Below are 24,020 nucleotides of genomic sequence, written 5' to 3' on the forward strand. Positions count from 1 at the left end.
AAATCAGACGTGGAGGGTTTCTCCGTGTTCCGCGAGGTCAAGACCTTCAAGTTCGACATCGGGTTCAACACGTAATCCCATGGTCTTGTCGAGAATGAAGAGCAGGCCTCCTGTGACCGCCATTGTATACAGGGCCACAAGCAGGGTGTCCTGACTCTGTACGATGACCTGTTTCCAGTTACCGTAAAGCAGGCCGTCCTTGCCTTCTCCACCAATGGCCGAGGAAGCGAAGATACCGGTCAGAATGGCGCCAAGACCGCCGCCGACCCCGTGGATACCCCAGACATCCAGAGCGTCATCATATCCGAAGCGGTGTTTCAGCCCGTTCACGGCCCACAGGCACACCACGCCACCGATCGCGCCCATGATCATGGCGCCCGTGGGTGTAACAAAGCCACATCCCGGCGTGATGATTACGAGCCCTGCAATGGCTCCGGAAATGGCCCCGAGAAGGCTCGGTTTGCCGTGCAGTTTCCATTCGGCCAGAACCCATGCCACGAGAGCGGCGCAGGCGGCGATCTGGCTGTTGAGAAGCGCCATGCCGGCTGTTGCGTTGGCGCCCAGAGCGGACCCGCCATTGAAGCCGAACCAGCCACCCCAGAGGAGACAGCCGCCCAGCACGGTAAGGACCATGTTGCTTGGAGCCATGCTGTTGATGCCGTCGGATTTACGGCGTCCCAGCATGATGGAAGCGATCAGGGCAGAGGAGCCGCTTGTGACATGCACGACAAGACCACCGGCAAAATCCAGAGCGCCAGTAGAAGCAAGGAAGCCATCAGGTCCCCATGCCATGTGACCGACCGGACAGTAGATCAGGATGGCCCAGAGAGCCATGAAGACCATGGAAGTGGAGAATTTGAAGCGTTCAACCGTAGCGCCAAGTACGATGACGGGCGTGATGGCGATGAAAGTGAGTTCGAACATGGCGAACACAATTTCCGGTAGATTGGGAATGTCTGGCAGGAAGGATGTGAGAGTCACGCCCTGCATGAACGCTTTGCCAAAGCCACCGATGAAAGGCGTGCCTGCCGTAAAGATCAGGCTGTAGCCGCAGATAAACCAGATCAGACTGATGATTGCGCCTGCGGTGATACCCTGCATGCACATGCTCAGCACGTTTTTCTTGCGTATCATGCCGCCGTAAAAAAGGCAGATACCTGGGAAAAGCATGAAAAAAACAAAGATTGTTGAGCTGAGAATCCAGGCCATGTCACCGGTGTTGAAAGCCGGTTCCGTATCTGCCGCGAACGCCGCGGGTATGAGCAGGAATGAACAGAGCAGAAAAAACACGAAAGATCGTAAGGGCATGGCGCGTCCGTGCTCCTATGTCTGGAAGGAATAAGACGTGACGTCCTGATGCATGAAATGCTCAGGAGTTGAGAGAACTGCATTGGTGTTCACGAAAATTGAGAAGCCTCATGACCTGATGAAAAGCCTCTCAATTCGTGTACGGAACATTCCTGATATGCAACAATAAAAATGCAGGACAGGAAAGAAAGTACAGCTGCAGGTAAGATGTTTCGTGGTAAAGTTTGGAAGAGTGAAGGCTGATCAGCAGTCGAGTGTCGAGATTCGCTCCCACTCGGACAGATGGCCGCAATGAGCGTTCCATTCGGCTGTTTTCAGCTTGAGGTAAGGGTCAACAAGACCATCATCCAGCATGGCGCGCAGAGCTGTTGATTTGTCGAGCGCGCGCATGGCGTCAAGCAGGTTCAAAGGCAGACGCTTGGCATCCGTGATCTTGTGACCATCCGTATACATGTTGATGTCGAGCGATTTTCCGGGATCACGCTTGTTTTCAATCCCATCCAGTCCGGCAGCGAGGAGGGAAGCCTGAAGCAGGTAGGGGTTGGCGGCGCCATCGGGAAGACGCATTTCGAAACGGCCACCGCCGGGCACGCGGATCATGTGAGTGCGGTTGTCACCCGAATAAGTAACGGTATTGGGAGACCAGGTGCTGCCTGAAATGGTGCGAGGCGCATTGATACGCTTGTACGAATTTACAACAGGGTTGAGAATTGCGCATAATGCGTCGGCGTTGTGGATCAGGCCGCCCACGAAATTGTATCCGCTCTCGGAAATTTCCAGAGGATCGTGCGGATCGTAGCAGATATTTTCTCCATTTTTCCACAGAGAAATATGAGCGTGACAGCCATTTCCGGTCAGGTTCATGAATGGCTTCGGCATGAACGTCGCACGCAGTCCGTGTTTCTCGGCAATAGCGCGCGCCATGAATTTGAAGAAGACGTGACGATCTGCGGTTGTTAGCGCATCTGCATACTTCCAGTTCATCTCGAACTGGCCGTTGGCGTCCTCATGATCGTTCTGATAGGGCTCCCAGCCCAGATGCTGCATGGCGTCACACAGTTCTGCGATGATGTCGTAACGCCGCATGAGCGCGGAAGCGTCGTAACAGGGTTTGCTTGACGCATCATGTTCGTCCGCTACCTGCTGCCCATCCGGGGTAATCAGGAAAAACTCACACTCTACACCGGTCTTTACTTCAATCCCATGCTTTTTGGCCCGGGCGATCAGGCGCTTGAGCGTGTTGCGCGGTGCCTGCGTAACGGCTTCACCATGCATGATCAGGTCAGAGGCCAGCCAGGCGACTTCCGGTTTCCATGGCAACTGTATCAGGGAGTCCGGGTCTGCCATCGCGATGAGGTCGGGATCGGCGGGAGACATATCGAACGAGGCGGCAAAACCTGCGAAACCGGCACCATTTTTCTGTGTGCTGGTGATGGCTGAGGCCGGAACGAGCTTGGCTCGTTGCGATCCCAGGAGATCAATAAACGAAATGAGAAAGTAACGGATGTTTTTTTCGCGGGCTATTTCTGCAAGATTACTCGTATTTTGCTGACTACTGGCCATAGGGGTGGTCCATTTCCTCTGACGGCCCCACATTGACGGTTGCAGGGCGCATATGTGTGAAAACTCCTCAGAAACCCGCCTTGCCGGGATACCAGTTGGTCCCCGCGAGCGGTAACTGCGTCATGGCGGCAGCTTCCATGTTGAGGGCGACGAGATCTTCCGGTTCCAGGTTGTGCAGATGGCTCTTGCCGCAGGCCCGGGCGATGGTCTGAGCTTCCATCGTCATCACGGACAGATAGTTTGCGATACGACGACCACCGAGGATCGGATCAAGCCGCTTGGCAAGCTCGGGATCCTGCGTCGTGATGCCTGCTGGATCGCGGCCATCCTGCCAGTCATCATAGGTGCCGGGTTTTGCGCCAAGTTTTGCATATTCCGCCGCGAGATCCGGGCTCTGGTCGCCCAGTGCGATCAGCGCCGCCGTGCCGATGGCTACGGCATCGGCGCCAAGAGCAAGCGCCTTGGCAACATCGGCTCCGGTACGGATGCCACCCGAGACGATAAGCTGCACTTTCCGGTGCATCCCCAGATCCTGAAGAGCCTGCACGGCCGGGCGGATGGCGGCCAGAATAGGCAGGCCGACATGCTCAATGAAAACTTCCTGTGTGGCGGCTGTTCCGCCCTGCATGCCATCGAGCACAACGACGTCTGCACCGGATTTTACGGCAAGGGAGATGTCGTAATAGGGGCGGCTGGCGCCGACCTTGACGTAAATCGGCTTTTCCCAGTTGGTGATTTCTCGGATTTCCTCGATCTTGATCTCAAGATCATCCGGTCCGGTCCAATCGGGGTGGCGACAGGCCGAGCGCTGGTCAATCCCTTCGGGAAGGTCACGCATCTTTGCAACACGCGCCGAGATTTTCTGGCCGAGCAGCATGCCGCCACCGCCCGGTTTCGCGCCCTGTCCGACGACGATTTCAATCGCGTCCGCCTTGCGGAGATCGTCAGGGTTCATGCCGTAACGGGATGGAAGATACTGGTAGACCAGTGTTGAGGAGTGACCTCGTTCTTCCGGCGTCATGCCGCCATCACCCGTTGTGGTGGAAGTGCCTACAGCACTGGCGCCCCGTCCCAGCGCTTCCTTGGCCTGAGCGGAAAGCGCACCGAAAGACATGCCTGCAATGGTGACAGGTGTCTTGAGGTGGATGGGATTCTTTGCAAAACGCGTGCCAAGGACAACATCTGTTCCACAACGTTCGCGATAGCCTTCCAGCGGATAACGCGACATGGACGCGCCAAGAAACAGCAGATCGTCAAAATGAGGCAGCTTGCGTTTGGTGCCGCCCCCACGAATGTCATAGATACCGGTTGCGGCTGCACGCTGAATCTGCGAGATGGTGAATTCGTCGAATGTTGCCGAATATCTTGGAAAAGTCTTCGTCACGTCATGATGATTTTCGGTCATGGCTGCCTCAGTATTCGGATGCGTTGTCAACGCGGAAATGGTACAGTTTGCGAGCCGAACCATAACGGCGGAATTCATCGGCCTTGATGTCGGTGATGCCACCTTTTGAAAGCAGTCCGGTGAGGATCTGGAGGTCTTCGGGAGTCATGTCCTTTTCCTCGCAGTCCGCGCCAAGACCTTTTACTGTTCCTCTGACAAAGATACGGGTTTCATAAAGAGAGTCACCAAGCGCTTCACCAGCGTCGCCGCACACAACCAGATTTCCGCTCTGGGCCATGAAGGCGCTCATGTGGCCCACGGAACCGCGCACGATGATGTCAGCGCCTTTCATGGAAATGCCACATCGCGCACCGGCATCTCCGTCGATGACCAGAAGACCACCGTGGGCAGTGGCGCCCGCGCTGGAACTGGCGTTGCCTTTGACATGCACGCTGCCGCTCATCATGTTTTCGGCGACACCTTGTCCGGCGTTGCCATTGATCACGACGTTCGCACGCTGATTCATGCCGGCTGCGTAGTAACCGGCATGGCCGTCGATGGTGACGGAAACGGGATTTGTCAGTCCGACCGCCAATGAATGGCGGCCTGCCGGGTTATGGATTTCCCATGCGCCCTCGGCTCCTTCCTTCTGAAGAGTGCTGTTGAGTTCGCGCAGGGTCGATGTGCCGAGATCAAAAAACTGAGTATTGCGAGCACCGCTCATGCTGCATGCTCCCAGTGATAAACGCGCTGGGGCTCAGGCTCGAAAACCTTGGCGTTCTCAATGCCGGGCAGATCAGCGAAGGCGCGGTATTCCGAGGCAAAAGCCACGTAATCGTCCGTCTCGGCCATGACGGCAGGCTTGCAGGCGACCGGATCGCGCAGAACGGCGAACCCTTCACGGGTTCCGACTACAAATGTGTAGAAACCGTCAAGCTCTTTCAGAGAAGATTCAAGCGCCTGATCGAGTTTGTCACCCTGTGAGAGACGCCATGAGAGATAGCCTGCTGCTACTTCAGAGTCGTTTTCCGTCTCGAAGGTCAGACCTTCATTGACGAGGCGACGGCGAAGCGTGTTGTGGTTGGAAAGCGAGCCATTATGCACGAGGCACTGGTCCGGTCCGGTGGAGAAGGGATGCGCACCCGCGATGGTGACAGCGGATTCCGTAGCCATGCGGGTGTGACCGATGGCGTGCGTGCCCTGCATTTTTTCAAGATCGAAGCGGGCAGCCACCTCTTCCGGAAGACCGACACCTTTGTAGAGTTCGATGCTTTCACCACTTGAGGCGAAATGCACGCCATGTCCAAATCCGTTGACGAAGGCGCGGATGGCGGGCTCCAGATCGGAAGCATAGGTCAGGACGACGTGATCCTGATGCTTGGCGACATTGGCGCTGCCACCAGCTGCTTTGAGAAATCCGGATTCGAAGTCGCCGATATTGTCAGCTGAAATGCCACGGACAGTCATCTTGCGCTGACCGGAAGCCGGCGAACCATAGACAGCAAAACCGGCGCTGTCCGGCCCACGTTCTGTCATGGTCTTGAGCATGAGGGACGTCAGGCGTCCCAGTTCGGGCTGAAGAGCCGGGTTTTTAATGAATAGACCGACGATGCCACACATCGTGAAAACCTCCGAAGAGTGTTTGATGATGGCGATCCTAAACAGAACGGGTACGAAACTGTCAACTTAAAAGAATAAAGTTTTCTTCTAAGGAAAGTTTGCCTGTGTCAGTCGGTATGTCGTGAATAAGTAATAATTGAAAGATAGCTTATTGATCCTGTGAGAAATTTTTCAGGACCGTGGGGAGCCTGACTGTCGAACATCAGTGTGTCGCCTGGACCCATTTCGTAGGTCTGGTCTCCATGCCGATAGATCAGGCGGCCGGTCAGCATGTAGATCACCTCGATTCCATCGTGACGAAAACTGACGTAGGGCTCAGCGCCTTCATGCAGGCTGATGAGATACGGCTCCACCACGACCGGGCCGCTGAGCAGGTGTCCCAGCAGATTGTACTGATGACCCGCCTTCGTGCCGCGTCGTTCGATTGTCACGCCCTGTCCGGACCGCACAAAAGAACAGTCGCGCTGTTCCTCCGCCGTGGCGAACAGCTGGCTCAGCGAGATGTTCAGGGCATGGGAAACAGACTGGAGCGTGGCGAGGGATGGGGATATCTGGCCGTTTTCTATCTTGGACAGCATGCCGAGAGAGATGCCCGCTGCATTGGCAAGTTCGGTGCCAGTCAGATCGGCCTTGCGGCGTTTTTCCCTGATCTGCGCGCCCAGTGATTCCTCAAGCGTAAGTTCGCGCGCCGGGGTGGCGGAGGACCCTGTGGCAAGGTCATCGGTCTGGGTGACTGCTGTCTTGCGTTGAGAGGTCCGGCGGGGTGTTGCCATTAAGCTCAGTTCTCCAGCGACATGGATCCATCGATCTCAGGATAGAATCCGTATCTGATCGCTGAATTCAGGGAAGAGAGCAACAAGATCCCTCGTCATTCCCGTGTGCAGGCGCTCCCGTAAATAGAGCATCAGATCAAGCGGAAGACGCCCGAACTCGCGTCGCCGTCCGACAAGCGTCAGATGGCGATGGAAAGACCCGACCGGCAAAGGGTGGCAGACCATGCTGGAATCGGCACGGAACCCGGCTTCATACAGGCAGAGCGGGGTGGTGATGGCGACGCCTCCGGCCCGACATGCAGAGAAGACCCCATAAGGAAGATCGTATTCCTGCTGAAAGGGAACGTCTATCCGTAGTCGCCGCAGGTAGCGCTCTACTTCGGAACCGGTCCGTGACCGCTGTGAAAAGCGGATGAAGGGGTGGTTGAGCAGGAGCGCACGCATGTCGTCCGTCGTTTTGGGAGGATCAACATTGTCCGGACATAGCAGGAGATAGGGCTCTTCGATCAGCGGCCACCGCTCCAGACCGGCGACATCTTCCATTTCATCGACACCGATCACGAGATCGATCTGGCGCGTGAGGAGAGATGTGCCGTGAGATTCGGTCAGTCCCGCATGCACGACAAGACGACCGACCCGTTCGTACATGAATTCCGAAAGATGGGGTAAAATGGCCCGGGAAAGTGAATCCACCACGCCAAGCCGTAACTGTGGAACACGGCCATGCTTCATTTCCTGAATGCCAACCGCGATATGACGCATTTCGGCAAGGAGTCCGGTCGCATTCTGACGCAGGACGACCCCTGTGGCGGTCAAAGCGAGGGGGCGCACATTGCGGTCGAACAGTCTGGTGCCGAGCCGGGATTCAAGTTCTGAAATGGTTTGGGAAATGGCTGGCTGCGTCACGGACAATGCCCGGGCGGCCGCCGCCATGCTGCCATTTTCACAGACCGCAAGGAAGACGTTCAGCGAGGAAAGATCGAAAGGCAGATCTCTGATGGCCATGACCTATTATAAGAAAAAATTATTCTGTCACAAGCCATATCGTTTTCTAAACGATATGAAGCACAGAGCGTGGGACGATCATGCAGACCAACCGTTACTCCCTGTTTTCCCTGTTGTGGGAAGCGTGCCGTGGGAACACAGGCTGGAAACCCGCATGGCGCAAGGCTGAACCGTCTGGTCCGTATGATTTCATCATTGTCGGCGGTGGCGGTCACGGGCTGGCGACGGCGTATTACCTTGCAAAACGCTATGGCGGCAAACGGATTGCTGTCGTGGAGAAGGGCTGGATCGGCGGCGGTAATGTCGGTCGCAACACCACAATCGTGCGTTCCAATTATCTTTTACCCGGCAACGAACCTTTCTACGAATGTTCAATGAAGCTCTGGGAAGGTCTGGAGCAGGACATCAACTACAATGCAATGGTCAGCCAGCGCGGCGTGCTGAACCTTTTTCATAACGACGCGCAGAGGGCAGCCTATATCCGTCGCGGCAATTCCATGATCCTGCATGGCGCGGATGCCGTGCTGCTGGATGCGGAGGCTGTTCGTGAGAAAATTCCTTTTCTGAACTTCAACGATGCGCGCTTTCCCATCAAGGGTGGCCTGCTTCAGCCCCGGGGCGGCACGGTGCGTCATGACGCCGTGGCATGGGGCTACGCGCGGGCGGCGGATCGTCTTGGCGTGGACATCATTGAAAACTGCGAGATGACGGGACTGCGGATCGAGCAGGGCAGGGCTGTCGGCATCGAGACGACAAAAGGCTTTATTGCCGCAGGAAAGATCGGTCTGGCCTGCGCAGGAAATTCTTCGCGTGTCGCGGCGATGGCGGGACTGAGGCTGCCGATCGAGAGCCATGTGTTGCAGGCGTTCGTCAGTGAGGGCCTCAAGCCTTTTATCGACTGTGTCGTCACGTTTGGCGCCGGGCATTTCTATATCAGCCAGTCCGACAAAGGTGGTCTTGTCTTCGGTGGCGATATCGACGGCTACAACTCCTACGCCCAGCGCGGCAATCTTCCCGTGATCGAGGATGTCTGCGAAGGCGGCATGGCTCTGATGCCCCGGATCGGTCGCGTCAGGCTGCTGCGTCACTGGGGTGGACTCATGGATATGTCGATGGATGGAAGCCCGATCATCGATCATACGCCGGTCGATGGCCTCTATCTGAATGCCGGATGGTGTTACGGCGGCTTCAAGGCCACACCTGCGTCGGGGCTCTGCTTCGCTCACCTTCTGGCGCGGGATGAACCGCATCCTGTCGCGACGGCATATCGTCTGGATCGCTTTGCACGCGGTGCCGTGATTGATGAAAAAGGCATGGGCGCGCAGCCCAACCTGCATTGAGGTTCCTATGCGTCTGACCTGTCCTTCCTGCGGCTCCCGTGGCCTTGAAGAATTTACCTACAGGGGTGATGCCTCTGTCCGGCGGCCTGCTGCGGACGCCAGCGAGCAGGCGTGGGTGGACTATGTCTATCTGCGTGACAATCCCTGCGGGCGTCATCAGGAGTTATGGTATCACGGTGCTGGCTGCCGCTCCTGGCTTGTGGTGACGCGTGATACGCGGACCCATGAGATTTTCGATGTCCGCAATGCGCGTGATGTGGCTTTGACAGAGCGCCAGACGGACGCAGGTCAGGGAGAGATCGCATGAGCGCTGCTCCCGCACAGATCTTTCGCGTCAGAAGCGGCAACGGTGTCGATACCAGTCAGACCCTGCATTTTTCTTTTGACGGCAAAACCTACACCGGCCATCCCGGCGATACGCTCGCCTCTGCTCTGCTGGCTCATGGGGTGCGTCTTTTCGGACGCTCCTTCAAATATCACCGTCCCCGTGGTCTGCTTTCGGCAGGACCGGAAGAACCGAATGCTCTTGTCGAACTTCGTGACGGAGCAAGGCGGGAACCCAATACCCGCGTCACCGTGGTCGAACTGTTCGATGGGCTGAATGCCTCCAGCCAGAATCGCTGGCCCAGCCTCTCCTTCGACGCATTGGGTATGAACGGCCTGTTCACATCCGTGCTCGGAGCCGGGTTCTACTACAAGACCTTCATGTGGCCGGCGTCCTTCTGGGAAAAGCTGTATGAACCCATGATCCGCCGTGCGGCCGGACTGGGACGGGCTGCGGACGAGGCTGATCCCGATCTTTATGAAAAATCCACGGCATTTTGCGATGTGCTTGTGGTCGGTTCCGGTCCCGCCGGACTTGCGGCGGCGCTGGCTGCAGGTCGTTCCGGCGCACGCGTGATCCTGTGTGAGCAGGATGCGCTGCCGGGAGGACGTCTGCGCGATGAAAGCGCGACGCTCGATGGTAAGGCCGGTTGGCAGTGGGCGGAACAGGTTCGTCAGGAACTTGCCGGTATGCCGGAAGTCCGGGTGATGACGCGCACCTGCGTTTTTGGCGCCTATGACGGCGGTACCTATGGTGCGCTGGAACGCGTTGCGGATCATGTCGCGCTCCCGAAGGACGGTCAGCCGCGTCAGCGGCTGTGGCGGATCGTTGCCCGTGAATGCGTGATGGCGACGGGAGCGATCGAACGCCCGGTTGTTTTCCCGAACAATGACCGTCCGGGCGTCATGCTGGCGGGGGCCGTGCGCACCTACCTCAACCGGTTCGGCGTATCGCCGGGACGGAAAGCTGTTCTGTACATCTGCAACGATGACGGTCTGCGCACGGCGCTGGATCTCCGCCGTGCTGGCGTGGCCATTGCCGCCATCGTGGACTCGCGTCCCGCCGGAGTGGGTGGTGGCGCTCAGGTAGCCAGCCAATGTGGGGCGGCTTTCTTCCCCGGTGGGGCCATTGCCGACTGTTACGGACATTCCGGTGTAAAGGCCGTTCTTGTGCGGGATGCGTCCGGCAAGGCCCGATCCATCGCGTGTGATCTTGTCGCCATGTCGGGAGGCTGGTCGCCGAATGTGGCGCTGGCTACCCATCTGGGAAACCGGCCTGTCTGGCATGACGATCTGTGCGCGTTTCTTCCCTCCACGCTCCCGCCGGGCATGGTCGCCGCAGGAGCCGCCGCCGGTGTGTTCGACACGGCGGAAGCGCTTCATGACGGCGCGGTTGCCGGACAGCGCGCCGCCGTCGCCTGTGGCTTTGCAGCGACATTGCCGGTGCTGCCGGAGGCTGAGCCGACACGGTACGCCATCCGGGCGCTGTTTCACGCGCTCAAGGGAGTGCCGTCTGCGAAAAAAGCCAAGGCGTTCGTCGATTTTCAGAACGATGTTACGGCCAAGGATGTCGCGCTGGCGGCGCGGGAAGGGTTCGTCTCGGTCGAACATCTCAAGCGCTACACGACGCTTGGCATGGCGACGGATCAGGGCAAGACCTCCAATATCAACGCTCTGGCGCTGCTTGCCGAAATCACGGAACGCACTATCCCACAGACGGGAACGACTCTGATCCGGCCACCGGTTCAGCCGGTCGCCATCGAGGCGCTGGCCGGCCCGCATCGGGGAACGCATTTCAAACCAACTCGTCTGCCACCGACACACCAATGGGCGGAAGAGCAGGGGGCGGTCTTCACGGCGAACGGACTGTGGATGCGCGCGCAGTGGTTCCCGCGTTCCGGTGAAACGGACTGGCTGGAAACGGTCAGCCGCGAAGTGCGCACGGTGCGTGAGGCCGTCGGTTTCTGCGACGTTACCACACTGGGAAAAATCGACATTCAGGGGCCGGATGCAGCGGAATTTCTCAATCGTATCTACGTCAATGCGTGGCTGAAACTGGCTGTCGGACGGGTCCGATACGGGCTGATGCTGCGGGAGGACGGGTTCGCCTATGATGACGGGACCACGGCCCGTCTGGGCGAAAATCACTATGTGATGACGACCACGACCGCGAATGCGGGCGGCGTGATGGCTCATCTTGAGTTCTGTCATCAGTGGTTGTGGCCGGAGCTTGATGTGCAGTTCATCTCGGTGACGGACGAATGGGCGCAGATCGCCGTGGCCGGGCCGAAATCGCGTGCCGTTCTGGAAAAGATTGTCGATGCGTCCTTCGATCTTTCCAACGAAGCCTTCCCCTACATGGCGGCTGCGGAACTGACCGTCTGCGGTGGCGTGGCCGCCCGTCTGTTCCGCCTCTCTTTCTCAGGCGAGCTGGCTTATGAGCTGGCCGTCCCCGCCCGCTATGGCGATGCTCTGGCGCGACTGTTGATGAAGGTGGGGGAACCGTTCGGGATTGCGCCTTATGGCACGGAGGCGCTCGGCGTGCTCCGTATCGAAAAGGGGCATCCCGCCGGACCGGAGCTGAATGGTCAGACTACGGCGCATGATCTGGGCATGGGACGTCTGCTCTCCACGAAGAAAGACTTTATCGGCAGCCGGATGGCGCAGCGGCCAGCACTCACGGATCCAGCCCGCCCCACACTGATCGGCATTCAGCCGGTCAATCCCGAAGACATGCTGGTCGCAGGCTCACATCTTCTGCCGCAGGGGGCTTCCGCCACGGCGACCTCGGATCAGGGGTGGCTGTCTTCGGTCGCCTGGTCACCCAGTGTCGGATCGTGGATTGGTCTTGGTTTCCTGACCAATGGTCCTGCCCGTAAGGGCGAGATTGTGTCGGTTCATAATCTGCTTGCCGGAACGATCATTGCGGCCCGCATCGTCGATCCGGTGTTTGTCGATCCCAAAGGAGAGCGTCTCCATGGCTGATCAGTTGTTCCCCGTGCCGCCTGTAAAATACGGTTCCTTACGAGTGGGCGGCATGACGCTCGAGCAGTCCCCGTTCGCCGAGACTGTCAGTCTGGGCGCCTTTTTGGGCGCGGGGCGGGATGAACTTGTCAACAGAATTCACGAGATGTTCGGGGTCATTCTTCCTGAACATCCTCGTGCAGTGCATGCGGCGGATGGTCGATGCACCTTTCTCTGGAACGGGCCCGGCCAGTGGCTGGCCATCGCGGTAGAAGGCTTGGGCCTGCTGTCCCGCCTCCGTGAAGTCTGTGGCGATGTCTGTGCGCTGACATCACAGAGCGACAGCCGCGCCATCCTGAAATTGTCCGGTCCGAATGTCCGGGAGGTGGCATCACGGCTTGTGCCAATTGATCTGCATCCGAGAGTGTTCGGCAAGGACCATGTCGCGTCCACACTGGCCGGGCATATCCCGGTCATCATATGGCAAACAGAGGATGCGCCAACTTATCTTTTCCTTGTCTTCCGGAGCCTCGCTGCAAGCCTGTTCCATGACTTTTCTGTCGCCCTGAACGGTCTTTCCTATTCAGAAACGGATTCCTGTGTATGACAACGCTCTCTCCTGACGCCAAAGGCTACATCCTGACGCTGAGCTGTCCGAACCGCCCGGGCATCGTGGCGGCCCTGAGCCAGACCCTGTTTGAAGCAGGGGCGAATATCACTGAAGCGCAGCAGTTCGATGATACGGGCAGCGGCAGCTTCTTCATGCGCATCATGTTTGATATCGTGAAAGGTGGCCGCACGGAGGCCGATCTTCGCGGGATTGTCGAGACGCTGACGAGCCAGTTTCAGATGAAATATCGCCTGAACTGCCAGTCATATCGGCCCAAGGTCATGATCCTTGTGTCGAAATTCGATCACTGCCTTGTAGATCTTCTGTATCGCTGGCGGATCGGCGAGCTTCAGATCGATCCTGTCGGGATCATCGCCAATCATCCTGAAGAAATCTACCGGGATGTCGATTTCTACGGCATCCCCTTCCATTATCTGCCAATCACGAAAGATACGAAGACCGAGCAGGAAGCCCGCATTCTCTCGCTTGTTCAGGAGAGCCAGACGGAACTGGTCGTGCTGGCGCGCTACATGCAGATTCTGTCCAATGATATGGCGTCGGCCTTTTCAGGACGCTGCATCAACATCCATCATTCGTTCCTGCCGGGCTTCAAGGGCGCACGTCCCTACCATCAGGCGTGGAACAGGGGCGTAAAGCTGATTGGTGCGACAGCGCATTACGTGACCAGCGATCTTGATGAAGGTCCGATCATTGAACAGGATGTGGAGCGCATCTCGCACGCCGACAGCCCGGAGGACCTGATCCGCAAGGGACGTGACATCGAGCGCCGGGTTCTGTCCCGGGCCGTGCGGTATCACATCGAGATGCGGACCATCCTCAATGGAAATAAAACCATCGTGTTCAACTCCTGACGGATACGGAGAGAGTCCTGTTATGGTGTCAGATGCCAAGTTGATTGATGGCAAGGCCTTCGCTCGCAGATTGCGTCACGACATTCGTGATCAGGCGCAGGGATTACATGCTCGGCATGGCGTGCTGCCCACATTGGCGGTGGTGATGGTGGGGGAAGATCCTGCCAGCGCCGTGTATGTTCGCAACAAGGTGCGGGCGACGGAAGAAGCTGCGATGCGCTCGGTGTCTCATCATCTGCCGCAAAGCACGACACAGGATGAACTGCTCGATCTGATTGCAGGACTGAACGCCGATCAGTCGGTGCACGGTATTCTTGTGCAGCTTCCGCTTCCTGAGCAGATCGATCGGGACGCTATTCTGGATGCGATAAATCCTGAGAAGGATGTTGACGGTTTTCATATCGTCAATGCAGGCCGTCTGGCGGTCGGTCGACAGGACGGGTTTATTCCATGCACACCCATGGGGTGCATGATGCTGCTGCGTTCCGTTGTGCCGAACCTGGCCGGTTTACATGCCGTGGTCATTGGTTGCTCGAACATTGTGGGGCGTCCCATGGCGCGTCTGCTTCAGCAGGCAGGTTGCACCGTGACGGTCACACATCTGAAAACACGTGATGTCGCCGCAGAAACGCGTCGGGCCGATATCATTGTCGTTGCTGCGGGTCACGCGGGACTGGTGCGCGGCGACTGGGTGAAGGACGGCGCGATCGTCATTGATGTCGGCATCAACCGCGTGGAGACAGGATCGGGATCACGGCTGGTGGGCGATGTGGCGTTCGACGAAGTGAGTTCGCGTGCGGCCGCGATCACACCGGTTCCCGGTGGTGTGGGTCCGATGACCATCGCCTGTCTTTTGCAAAATACACTTCAGGCGGCAAGGCAGTTTGCGACAGGGGCTGTTGTGATTGAATGAGATAGGGTCTGGTGAAAAACAATAGCATGAAATGCAGGGTTTTAAAGAATGAATTGATTTTGGCCGATATTACGCATTTCTGAAACTATCTGGCTGCAGTGAGGGATGTTTCCTGTTCTTTTGCAAAAACCCCAAAACTTTATCAGATCAGAGAGAAATGTGGGGTAGACAAATAATTTTTTGATCCAGCCTTTCCTTTCAGCCGTTTATGGAACGGGAAAGATTGATAAGCGCCCGTTCGGAAGTCACGCCGGCCTTGCGATACAGGCGGAGCCGGTGGTTTTTGACGGTGCCCTTGCTGATCCCCAGATGCTGGGCGATTTCCCCTGTGCAACGCCCCTGAAGGATCAGTTGTAGAAGTTCACGTTCACGCGGTGTCAGATTCAGGGCCTTATGAGGCAGATCATCGGACGTTGTAGGAGAGTGAATTGGGCTGAAAACCAGCAGACGACCTCCCGGCGCAAGCATGCAGTCTTCGGGGAGCGCCACAAGACGTAATACAAACTGCTCCGGTTCCGTATGACTGGTCTGGCCGGATGCGCCCAACAGTTTGTAAATGGCGTGCAGCAGAGCGGGACCGTGGCGTGTCTCCGCTTCCTGCCAGGCGGCATTGCCATAAAGACGGTTGCCGTGCCGGTCGAGGACCAGTGAGCCGCATGTCGAACTGAAACCTTCATGAATATCGCTGCTGAAACGACGAAGAGTCTGCGAGACATGAGCACGGTGCAGACCGTTGAAAAGCGGCTGGACAAGATGGGCGAGGCGCAACTCCTCACTTGTGAAAAGATTTTCTTCTTTCTGGAGAAACAGCATCACACAGGCATTGTTCTGTACCGGAAGAAGCAATCCGAGCTCATCCGAGAACTCATGTTTCTTCTGGAAAATTCTTGTGTATTCATCCGGCTTTATGGATGAATCAAGCGTGGAAAGGGTAACGGCTGGGGCCTGTGTCTGACGCCGCCAGAGATGCCAGAATGGGTCAAAGCATCTGAACGTGGCGTTGTAATCGGTCGTCACGCTGGATGCGACATCATTTGTGTGGAGGACGTGTGGCAGCACGCCCGGCGCATAGGCAATGACCCATGCAGCCTGATTGGGAATGAGAGAAGCCAGCAGGCCGAGCAGTTGCGTGTGAAAATCCGGTTGTCCGATCTGGGCGGCGGCATCTCCAGTGGCGGCCAGCCAGCTTGCTGGAAGTGTTGTATTTTCTCCCGCATTTTCCAAAGGCGTTGCCATGACGCTTTCTCCTTGTGCCAGCCAGCAGAGGACCGGCTATGCTTCAGACAGGACAGGCTCACGTGGTGCTGAAGTCTTCATGGTTTCCAGACGGTTGCCAGCGGCGCACGCTTTCAGGATACGCACGGCTTTTTCCGCAATCACGCTTCCTGCCTCCAGAGGCGGCAGGCCGCCGTCATAGATGTTCGAGATGACGGAATATTCATAGCTCATGTCACTGTTGCCGCTATAAGCGCGTGCTTTTGAAAGAACCTCGTCATCTGCAAGCCGGTAGGCGAAGTAGGCTGACATGCTGCGTGAGGCGCGGGCGTCTCCACCCGGACGCTCTCCGATCAGACTGATGACGAGTTTCGGTTCCAGCAATTCGCCAACGGCTTCTGCGACTTTCACCCGACCAAAAGGGAGAAGGATGGGCTGTCCGACAGACAGACCATGTGCACGCAGACCATCCAGCAATACGGGCAGAAGATCAGGAATATTGTGATGAATGGCCTCGGCGCTCAGCCCGTCGGAGACGACAACCTGCACGTCCATGCCTTCCGGAGCGAGGCTGGCGATGCACTCTTCGTCGAGGTAGGCGCCGATATCGGGGTTGCCGAGATGGGCCTGTTTGTCAGGTGCGCAGGTTTTCAGACGCCGGAATGTCAGGTCGGGCAGGCGCGCTTCGTCAAGTTCGGCCGCGATGGCCTGACGTCCGATGGCGAGATTGGCGCGGATCTCACGTGAGACGTGATTGGCTGGTCTCGGACCGGCGGACTCAAAGCCGTAAGCAGCAGGAACACGCTCCAGGAGACGGTCAAATTCGGACTCCGAACCACAGAAGATGCGGGGATTGCCCCAGTTCGGTCCACGTTCGATCGTGCCGTCTTCTGTCTCCGTGAAAATACCGCGCGTTTTCGCCCATGCGAGATACTCCGCCGCCGGTCGCGCATTGTGAATTTCACGAAGCGTCTGGTCGTCGTGACCGGACGTGTCGAAATAGGCGAGCATGCGATCGACCGTCAGGAACACGTCCATGAAGTAGTTCGCCCCGGCGGCGGCCAGCAGTTCGGTGGCGATCTGATGGCCTTCGATCGAGATGTCGGAATGCATGGTGTAACAGGGGGCCATGCCCATCGGCAGCCCCATCAGTTTGCCCATGAAGTGATCCTGCAAGTTTGAAAGAATCATCTCGACATTATCGAGATGGGTCTCCGGGCCGATGAAGCCGGTCACATTGTTGACCATGAAGGGGTCATACCGGCGGGCGAGGCCGTAACACAGCGCCTCGCAGGTGGTCATGTCCATGCCTTCATGCTTGGCGTAGGTCAGCTCGCTGCCCTGTCCGGTCTCGAAATACATGAACTGACTGGCGGTTTCACGCAGCGGTCCCTGTTTGGCCATCAGATCATAGGCTTCATCAAGCAGATCGACGGTTACGTCGAACTCGTCCGTCAGAGTGCGTTCGGTGCCTGCCAGACTCTGGAACAGGATTTCCACAGGTGCGCCATCCTGCAGACTGGCCATCTGGGTCTTCATATGCGCCAGAACGCAGATCTGGGTCGGCGCTCCGGTCTCGTGGCGGAGGCGGTCAAGATGGGTCAGCAGTGCCGTCACGTTCTCGACGGTGTCGATGGAAGGGTTGATGCCCAGCAGCGCGTCACCCGATCCCATGGAGAGACCCGTATAGACAAGCGCGGATACGCAGGAGAGATCGTCGGTCGGATGGTTGGGCTGAAGGCGTGAGGACAGGGTTCCCTGTGCGCCGACCAGAGTGCGTGCCCGCGCCGAACACTTGGCCTTGCGCGCCACGAGGATCAGTTCATGCACGTCCATCAGTTTGGCGAGAGCGGCCGCCATCACTCCGGTCAGGCCACGTCCCAGACGACGCACTTCGGCAGCAGGAGCCCGCAGCAGCAGATCCTTCAGTTCGCCCACGGTCAGCGAGGCGATGGTTCCGAACGCTTCCCGGTCAATGTCGTAATTGACCCGCATGATGGCATCTACGCGTCCATCGGTGGTGGTGAGTGGGCGGTCATGAAGATGCTGCAGCGTGAGACCGGAGAGGATGGCGCGGGCGGCCTCCCGGGTCATTTCATCCGCCGCGGTCAGGGCGGCCATGCGATCACCGGCCTTGGAGACGTCAGCAGCGCCCAGCAGCGCCTTCAGCCCATGAAAGGTGAAGGCGCGATCCATGAGGCTGATTGTGTAGTCCTCATCGGGAAGGGGCGCTGGCACCACAATGTCCGCGAGAGAAGTCAGATGAGCCATGGGAACATTCTCCATTATCGGTTCGGTCAGCTCATGCCGTAGAAGGACACAGGAAAGACGATGTTGTGCGGCAGCCCGATGCGTACGAAACGGGCGTCGCGGACCGGCACTTCATCAAGGACCATCAGGTTGACGGGCAGCGTGCCCCAGCGGGTGATGTAACTGCCCAGCGTGTGGCCGATATTGTGATCGGTCAGGATGATCAGCGGGAGTTCGGACGGCAGCCGGACTTCTTCCAGCGCGGTCGCGATGCGCTCTCCTGTCACGCGGATGGTTGCGAGATTCGGGGGCGTGTCGCTGGCCAGTCGCAGGCACACGCCGGCAGGATGTCTGCGAGCGATAGTGAGAAGGTTGTTCAGCCGACTGACAGGGGTCTGCATGTCAAACGTGCCGAGGATCGGGAGATCCCGTAGTGGCAGGCCAATCTTATCGGAGTGAAAGACTGTCGCGCCTGAGATGTCGGTGCTGTGCATGGTCAGGCCGTAAACGGTGGCACGTCCCTGATTGGCCGGAACGGCCCGATGCAGATCACGGGAAAGAAGAGGAGACGCCATGATCCCACGCGCCAGATCGACCCCGAGATCTCCATAAAGGGCGCGTGGCGGCAGATCCTGTCCGTTCAGGACGGCGTAGATCATTTCTCCGACGCCGCCGGAAAAGGTCAGCAGGGTGGAAGAGGGCACGGATGGGGTGAACGGGCAGTCTTCGTGGAGTGCTCCGCAGACGCTGCTGAAACTGGCGCGTGATCCCTGGGCGATGTCTTCCAGCGCACGGACATACCAGTGCGTGATGCGCTCGATATCCTGTTCGGAAACAGTATCGCCGGGTACAAGCGATAAACCGATTTCATCACACAGGGCTTTTCCAAAGGGCGAGAGTGTCGTGAGCGTGATGCCATCGCTGCCGAACTGGAAGTGGCGAGCGCCGATATAGTGGCAGCCCGCCGCCATAACCTGTCCGTTCATGCCCAGCGCTGCGTTGGTTGTGCCGCCGCCGATATCGAGATTGAGCACGCCGGTATTGGTGTGGTGCCGCGACAGTTCGGCGCATCCGCCCATGAAGGCGAGCCAGGATTCCAGCATGGGGTCGCGCGCCGTGGCCACTACTGCCGCGCCAATGCGGGATTCCACGGCTTCTGTCAGAGCGGCGGCGTTGTCCTGTCGTGCAGCGAGTCCTGTCACGATCGCGCCGCCCGAAAAGATGCTGTCACGAGCAGGCGTGATGGCGTCCAGCCAGCCATCGAGCAATGCGCCGATTGCTTCGATGTCGAGCTGCTGATCGTTCCGAAAAGGAGTGAAACAGGCTTCCGAACGGTAGCAGAGTTCGGGTTGGGTAAATTCCATGCGACCGGTGACGCAATTCAGGGAAAGACGCGCGTGCGCGGCCATCGCCCGACTGGTTGTCGAACCGAAATCGAAGCCTGCGAGAAGGACTGTGTCTCCGGCCAAGGTCATGCTCTGGCCCCTGCACCTGTCAGTAGCGGAAACAATAGAATCATCATTGTTGTTCTGCAATGAAAATTCATCGTGATATTCATGATGATTATAATATATTCAATATACTTCAGCCTTTTCGGCATCCTGTAACGGGGGGCGGAAAAAGCAGGTGTAAAGATCATTCTTTCAGAAGAGCTTATGAGCCGGGCTGCCGGATCGCCTGTCTGATGAAACGGTCGGAAATCATGCCGATGAACGCCACGCACAGGCCGGCCACGACACCCTGTCCGACATCCGCCTTGGAAAGGGCGGCGTAAGTGACCTGCCCAAGATCGCGTGTGCCGACAAGCGCCGTGATGACCAGCATCGAAAGAGCGAGAAGGATCGTCTGGTTGAGGCCCAGAAGCATGTCGGGAAGGGCATGAGGCAGGCGGATGCGTCTGAGAATCTGCCCGCGTGTGCAGCCGGTCATTGTGCCGGCTTCGATAAGGGACTCCGGCACATGACTGATCCCGTGCGCCGTGTAGCGGATGGCGGGAGCGATGGCGTAGAGCACGATACCGATCATCGCCGTAAAATCGCCGACACGAAACAGCATGACGATGGGGATGAGATACACGAAGGCCGGGAGAGTCTGGAGCGTGTCTATGAACACTTCCACGCTTTTCATCAGCCATGGACGCTGTGTGGCGATAACTCCCACAGGTACCCCGAGCAGCATGGCGATCACGACCGATACGCCGCAGAGATAGAGTGTGATCATCGCCGGTTGCCACAGTCCCACGACAGCCATGAAGCCGCACATGAGGCCCACGGTCAGGGCGAGACGGATGCCCCCCATCCACAGTCCGGCCAGCGTTACGACCGTCACGACCCATGGCCAGGGCAGGGCGAGCATGAAGCGTTTTACCGGCATGAGGACGTGCAGCAGCATGAAGGTCTTGATCACGTCGAGTGGATCGTGAAAGTGGATATTGATCCAGGAAACCAGGTCATTCCAGAACGGGCCGGTCGAGAGGCGTGCGCTCTCGGGATAATGCGCGATCGCAGGCCAGAGGGCGGCGGCAATCCACAGCAGTCCCGCCAGAGCGAGGGCTCCCGCGATCACTCTATGATGGGAGCGTGAACCGCTCGGACCGCTACGGCGTGCGTCCGGCACGAGCGCCTGCGCGAAACGGTCGAGCATGACGGCCAGAACGGTGATCGCCAGCCCGGCTTCCAGTCCGCCACCGATATCGAGGCGGCGGAGGGCGCCAAGCACGTCCCAGCCAAGACCGCCGGCGCCGATCATCGAGGCAATGATCACGACGTTGAGTGACAGCATGATAACCTGATTGACGCCCACCATCAGCCCGGGAAGCGCAGTTGGCAGCAGGATACGCCATGTCATCTGGCGACGGGTGCAGCCCGTCATGCTGCCGAGCGAACGCAACTCGTCAGGGACGCCCTGAATGGCGACCACCGTGACACGGACCATCGGCGGGATGGCATAGATCACGGTGGCGATCATGGCGGAGACGGGGCCGAAACCGAAGAGGATCAGCATCGGCAGGAGGTAGGCGAAGACGGGCATCGTCTGCGCCACGTCGAGCAACGGGGAAAGAAGGCGACCAAAGGTGGCCGAACGGACGCACAGAAGCCCGAGCGCGAGACCGCCCGCAGCGCTCAGCAGGGCCGCCACCAGCACGGAGGCGAGTGTGACCATGGCGCTGGTCCATTGCCCGAAGACTGCGAGATAGAGAAAACCGATCGTCATACCGACGGCGAGACGCCACCCGCGTAGTGTCCATGACAGGGCCGCGATAGCTATGATCAGAGCGAACCATGGCACGGGCGGAAACAGCATCACGGCCTCAGACCCCTGACCTTTCAGGACGCCGGTCGCCAGCACCATGGAGGCCAGTTGCAGCGGCAGATCAAGGAGAAACGAGAGTGCGCGGGTGAAACCGGACACGGTCAGCGGTCCCAGATGCGCATCCACTGTCAGCCAGTGCATGAAGGCGGAAATCCAGTCCGCCAGCGACAGACGCCATCCGGTTGGATATTTCTGCACCCAGCGTGGAAACACGGTGCGTGGCAGTTCAGCCAGAATGACGCTCAGAATGACGATGATCAGCCACGGCAGATGGCGCAGATTGACCGGTTTGCCGAAAACGACACCGGCAGGGAGAGCAGACGCTTTCTTCATGCGCCGACAGCCTGTGTCTCGGGGCCGATGAGGATGTCGAGCAGCATGGTCCGGTCGATGGCGCCAATGATTTCATTGTTTTCAATGACAGCAAGCGGAAGGGAGGAGGCATCAAGCTCGCGTGCAAAGGAGATGACCCGGTCTGTCGCATTGACTTCACCGCCAAAGGGGCCAGCGGAAGGAGACGTTGTCATGATGGATCGGGCAGTAAGAATATGGGCGCGTGGCGCGTCCCGCGTGAAGGCGCGCACGTAATCTGTGGCGGGGCTGACAAGCAGTTCTTCCGCCGTGCCGACCTGTTCGACCTGTCCGTCTTTCATGATGGCGATGCGATCCGCAACGCGTACAGCTTCTTCGAAATCATGCGTGATAAAAACAATGGTTTTTTTCAGCATGCCCTGAAGACGTATGACCTCGGCCTGCATTTCGCGGCGGATCAAGGGGTCGAGGGCGGAGAACGGTTCATCAAGGAACCACACGTCAGGATCGCCAGCGAGAGAGCGGGCAATACCGACACGCTGCTGCTGCCCGCCCGACAGCTGGGCGGGAAAACGGTGTTCGCGGCCCTCAAGCCCGACCAGACGGATCATCCGCTGTGCGATTTCCTCACGTTCCGCGCGCGGTCGCCCCTGAATTTCCAGCGGAAAAGCAACGTTGCCGAGCACCGTAAGGTGTGGCAACAGCGCGAAATGCTGGAAGACCATCCCCATCTGGTGACGGTGGATCTGGATCAGATCAGCTTCGGAAAATTCGAAAAGATTCTTGCTTTCAAAGAGGATCTTTCCGGCCGAAGGAGGCGTGAGACCGGCCAGGCAGCGTAAAAGGGTCGATTTCCCGGAGCCGGACAGGCCCATGATGACAAAGGTCTTGCCCCGTTCAATATCGAGATCGACATTGAAGATCGCAGGTGTAATGCCAGCTTCCTGAAGCGTCTGCACATTGTCGGTGGTCAGATGGCCGTCTGTGACGAATTCGGATGCGCGTGCGCCATAGAGTCGGCTGACTTTCCGGCAAGCCAGTACGGGATGCTGCATCAGGTCTCTCTTCTGCGGAAAGGGGATGCCTCCGACAGTCCCGGCGGGACTGCGCGGAGGAGAGTCGTTACTTGCTGAGCCAGGCTTTCCACACGTCTTCGTGCTTGTTTACCCAGTCCTGAGCCACGTCCTCGACTTTTTCGCCATTGAGGTCCACACGGGCGTCAAGCTCACCCATGGTTTTGTTGTCGAACTTGTAATTCTTGATGATGGCGTATGCGCCCGGCCACTTGTCCTTCATGCCGGACCAGACGGCCTTCCAGATAGGGCCGTAAGGCTTGCCACAGTCATACTTGGCGTCCTTGTTGATTCCCCAGCCGGGATCTTCGTAACAACCCGGTTCGTAACGGGGAAATTCAACAAATTCCCCTTTGTATTTGATGGGCACCCAATGCGGTGTGTAGATCCACAGAATGATGGGAGCCTTGCGTTCGTAGGCGCTTTTAAGCTCGGCGAACAGCGCGGCGTCCGTGCCGGCATGTACGACCTCAAACGGCAGATCGAGCGCTTCAATGCGCTCCTCATCATGTCCGCCCCAGGTCGAAGGACCGCCGAGATAACGCCCCTTGGGGTCGGTTTCAGGCGTGCTGAAAACCTCGCCACACTTTTTGAGAGCTTCCCAGTTGGGCAGGCCCGGGCACTTTTCCTTCATGTATTCCGGAAACCACCACTCTTCACGAGCCTGCATTCCGGAAGAACCCAGATCTTCCACTTTGCCGGTTTTGACTGCGGCCTGAAGAGCTTCCTGCGCTGTCGTGGCCCAGACTTCGGGGGCGACAGTGAGGTCACCATTTTCCATGCCACTGAACTGGGCGAGGTAATCGGCCGGCACATAATCAATGTTGTATCCAGCTTTTTTCAGAATATCGCCCATGATATGGGCGGTTATCAGTTCACCTGTCCAGTCATTGAGAGTGATCTTGATCGGATCGTGGGATTCTGGTGCAGCGATGGCGGAGCGGCCCATGAGGCAAAGGCCGCCCAGCAGTGAGATGCAAAGCAGATTTCTGATCATCATTTCACTTCCATAATGATGTTGGGTAAATCCTAGTAACCGCAAGACAGAAACAGCAACAGTTAATTCTTATATATAAGATATATTTATATGCGGGCTTAGATAATTCTTCTGGTTACGAAGGTTGATGAAGTATTTTTCTATTTCAAAGCAATGATATAGCGAAATTTTGAAAGAATCTGAAA

Annotated in this window: 19 protein-coding genes; 6 read left to right on the forward strand and 13 right to left on the reverse strand. The window is 57.9% G+C overall.

Features of this window, described 5'->3' with window-relative positions:
• Positions 1-3: 3 nt before the first annotated feature.
• The 7 genes from GVI59_RS10390 to GVI59_RS10420 all read right to left on the reverse strand — a co-directional run bounded on the left by GVI59_RS10390 (position 4) and on the right by GVI59_RS10420 (position 7,653).
• Entirely contained in the window at positions 4-1,308 is a 1,305-nt protein-coding gene (locus tag GVI59_RS10390) for an ammonium transporter (protein WP_173574214.1), read from the reverse strand.
• A gap of 243 nt (positions 1,309-1,551) precedes the next feature.
• Positions 1,552-2,871, reverse strand: a complete 1,320-nt coding sequence (glnT, locus tag GVI59_RS10395; RefSeq protein ID WP_173574215.1) for a type III glutamate--ammonia ligase — start codon at positions 2,869-2,871, stop codon at positions 1,552-1,554.
• A 67-nt stretch (positions 2,872-2,938) separates the two neighbouring features.
• On the reverse strand, positions 2,939-4,276 hold the full coding sequence (locus tag GVI59_RS10400) for an FMN-binding glutamate synthase family protein (protein WP_173574216.1): 1,338 nt from the start codon (positions 4,274-4,276) through the stop codon (positions 2,939-2,941).
• A 7-nt stretch (positions 4,277-4,283) separates the two neighbouring features.
• A complete protein-coding gene (locus GVI59_RS10405; RefSeq protein ID WP_173574217.1) occupies positions 4,284-4,979 on the reverse strand; it encodes a GltB/FmdC/FwdC-like GXGXG domain-containing protein in 696 nt (231 codons plus the stop codon).
• A complete protein-coding gene (locus GVI59_RS10410; RefSeq protein WP_173574218.1) occupies positions 4,976-5,875 on the reverse strand; it encodes a class II glutamine amidotransferase in 900 nt (299 codons plus the stop codon). Before GVI59_RS10410 ends, GVI59_RS10405 begins: the two co-directional genes overlap by 4 nt.
• A 107-nt stretch (positions 5,876-5,982) precedes the next feature.
• Positions 5,983-6,648 (reverse strand): helix-turn-helix domain-containing protein, encoded by a 666-nt coding sequence (locus GVI59_RS10415; protein WP_173574219.1) that lies wholly within the window; start codon positions 6,646-6,648, stop codon positions 5,983-5,985.
• A 36-nt stretch (positions 6,649-6,684) separates the two neighbouring features.
• Positions 6,685-7,653: a LysR family transcriptional regulator gene (locus GVI59_RS10420; protein ID WP_173574220.1), complete on the reverse strand. Its 969-nt coding sequence runs from the start codon at positions 7,651-7,653 to the stop codon at positions 6,685-6,687.
• Between the two features lie 80 nt (positions 7,654-7,733).
• Between GVI59_RS10420 and GVI59_RS10425 the strand changes: the two genes are divergently transcribed.
• From GVI59_RS10425 to folD, 6 genes are read left to right on the forward strand one after another with little or no spacing between them, the layout of a single operon-like run.
• On the forward strand, positions 7,734-8,993 hold the full coding sequence (locus GVI59_RS10425) for a sarcosine oxidase subunit beta family protein (protein WP_173574221.1): 1,260 nt from the start codon (positions 7,734-7,736) through the stop codon (positions 8,991-8,993).
• 7 nt (positions 8,994-9,000) lie between these two features.
• Entirely contained in the window at positions 9,001-9,300 is a 300-nt protein-coding gene (locus GVI59_RS10430) for a sarcosine oxidase subunit delta (RefSeq protein ID WP_173574222.1), read from the forward strand.
• The gene (locus tag GVI59_RS10435; protein ID WP_173574223.1) at positions 9,297-12,302 is read left to right on the forward strand and encodes a sarcosine oxidase subunit alpha family protein; all 3,006 of its coding nucleotides are present in this window, start codon (positions 9,297-9,299) and stop codon (positions 12,300-12,302) included. Before GVI59_RS10430 ends, GVI59_RS10435 begins: the two co-directional genes overlap by 4 nt.
• Positions 12,295-12,888 carry a sarcosine oxidase subunit gamma gene (locus tag GVI59_RS10440; protein ID WP_173574224.1) on the forward strand — a complete coding sequence of 198 codons (594 nt, stop codon included), beginning with the start codon at positions 12,295-12,297 and terminating at the stop codon, positions 12,886-12,888. The genes GVI59_RS10435 and GVI59_RS10440 overlap by 8 nt, the downstream gene beginning before the upstream one ends.
• Positions 12,885-13,763, forward strand: coding sequence for a formyltetrahydrofolate deformylase (gene purU / locus GVI59_RS10445; protein ID WP_173574225.1), 879 nt, complete (start codon positions 12,885-12,887; stop codon positions 13,761-13,763). The genes GVI59_RS10440 and purU overlap by 4 nt, the downstream gene beginning before the upstream one ends.
• Before the next feature lie 22 nt (positions 13,764-13,785).
• The gene (gene folD / locus GVI59_RS10450) at positions 13,786-14,676 is read left to right on the forward strand and encodes a bifunctional methylenetetrahydrofolate dehydrogenase/methenyltetrahydrofolate cyclohydrolase FolD (RefSeq protein WP_173574226.1); all 891 of its coding nucleotides are present in this window, start codon (positions 13,786-13,788) and stop codon (positions 14,674-14,676) included.
• Positions 14,677-14,874: 198 nt separating this feature from the next.
• On the opposite strand, the gene GVI59_RS18795 is transcribed toward folD, so the two are convergent.
• The 6 genes from GVI59_RS18795 to GVI59_RS10480 form a co-directional block, all read right to left on the reverse strand.
• A complete protein-coding gene (locus GVI59_RS18795; RefSeq protein ID WP_198912154.1) occupies positions 14,875-15,912 on the reverse strand; it encodes a helix-turn-helix transcriptional regulator in 1,038 nt (345 codons plus the stop codon).
• Positions 15,913-15,948: 36 nt separating this feature from the next.
• Entirely contained in the window at positions 15,949-18,162 is a 2,214-nt protein-coding gene (gene eutB, locus GVI59_RS10460) for an ethanolamine ammonia-lyase subunit EutB (protein WP_173574227.1), read from the reverse strand.
• 26 nt (positions 18,163-18,188) lie between these two features.
• Entirely contained in the window at positions 18,189-19,616 is a 1,428-nt protein-coding gene (locus GVI59_RS10465) for an ethanolamine ammonia-lyase reactivating factor EutA (protein WP_173574228.1), read from the reverse strand.
• A 178-nt stretch (positions 19,617-19,794) separates the two neighbouring features.
• The gene (locus tag GVI59_RS10470; RefSeq protein WP_173574229.1) at positions 19,795-21,786 is read right to left on the reverse strand and encodes an ABC transporter permease; all 1,992 of its coding nucleotides are present in this window, start codon (positions 21,784-21,786) and stop codon (positions 19,795-19,797) included.
• Complete coding sequence (locus tag GVI59_RS10475; RefSeq protein WP_173574230.1) at positions 21,783-22,820, reverse strand: ATP-binding cassette domain-containing protein; 1,038 nt, start codon at positions 22,818-22,820, stop codon at positions 21,783-21,785. Before GVI59_RS10475 ends, GVI59_RS10470 begins: the two co-directional genes overlap by 4 nt.
• Before the next feature lie 67 nt (positions 22,821-22,887).
• Entirely contained in the window at positions 22,888-23,838 is a 951-nt protein-coding gene (locus tag GVI59_RS10480; RefSeq protein WP_173574231.1) for an ABC transporter substrate-binding protein, read from the reverse strand.
• Positions 23,839-24,020 lie beyond the last annotated feature (182 nt).

This window comes from Acetobacter sicerae (genome assembly GCF_011516765.1).
Lineage (GTDB): Bacteria > Pseudomonadota > Alphaproteobacteria > Acetobacterales > Acetobacteraceae > Acetobacter > Acetobacter sicerae.